General features: G+C 36.9%; 1 protein-coding gene. It reads right to left on the reverse strand.

Annotation, left to right across the window (positions count from 1 at the left end; translation table 11 throughout):
• A partial coding sequence (locus KI356_RS26115; RefSeq protein WP_369009436.1) for an ATP phosphoribosyltransferase regulatory subunit occupies nt 1-325 on the reverse strand: 325 nt, incomplete at both ends.

Below are 325 nucleotides of genomic sequence, written 5' to 3' on the forward strand. Positions count from 1 at the left end.
TTTGTCTAATGATAAAATTACGTCACTCGTTAATTCAGTAGGGATGTTAATAGACTGGAGAATACCATTTAATAATTTTCGGTTATTATATTGAATCGTTACTTCTAAGTTTAACGTTCGGAACAGTTCAAATGCCATGCTCATGAGTTCAGCTTCCGCCATGACAGATTCTACACCAACGATATCAACGTCGCATTGAATGAACTCACGGAATCGTCCTTGTTTAATCGGACCATCTCGAAATACTTTCCCAATTTCATAGCGTTTAAAAGGGAGGCGAATATTCGGATTCATTGCCACAACTTTTGCGAATGGAATTGTTAAA

Source organism: Bacillus hominis, assembly GCF_018332515.1.
Taxonomy (GTDB): Bacteria; Bacillota; Bacilli; order Bacillales; family Bacillaceae_G; genus Bacillus_A; species Bacillus_A hominis.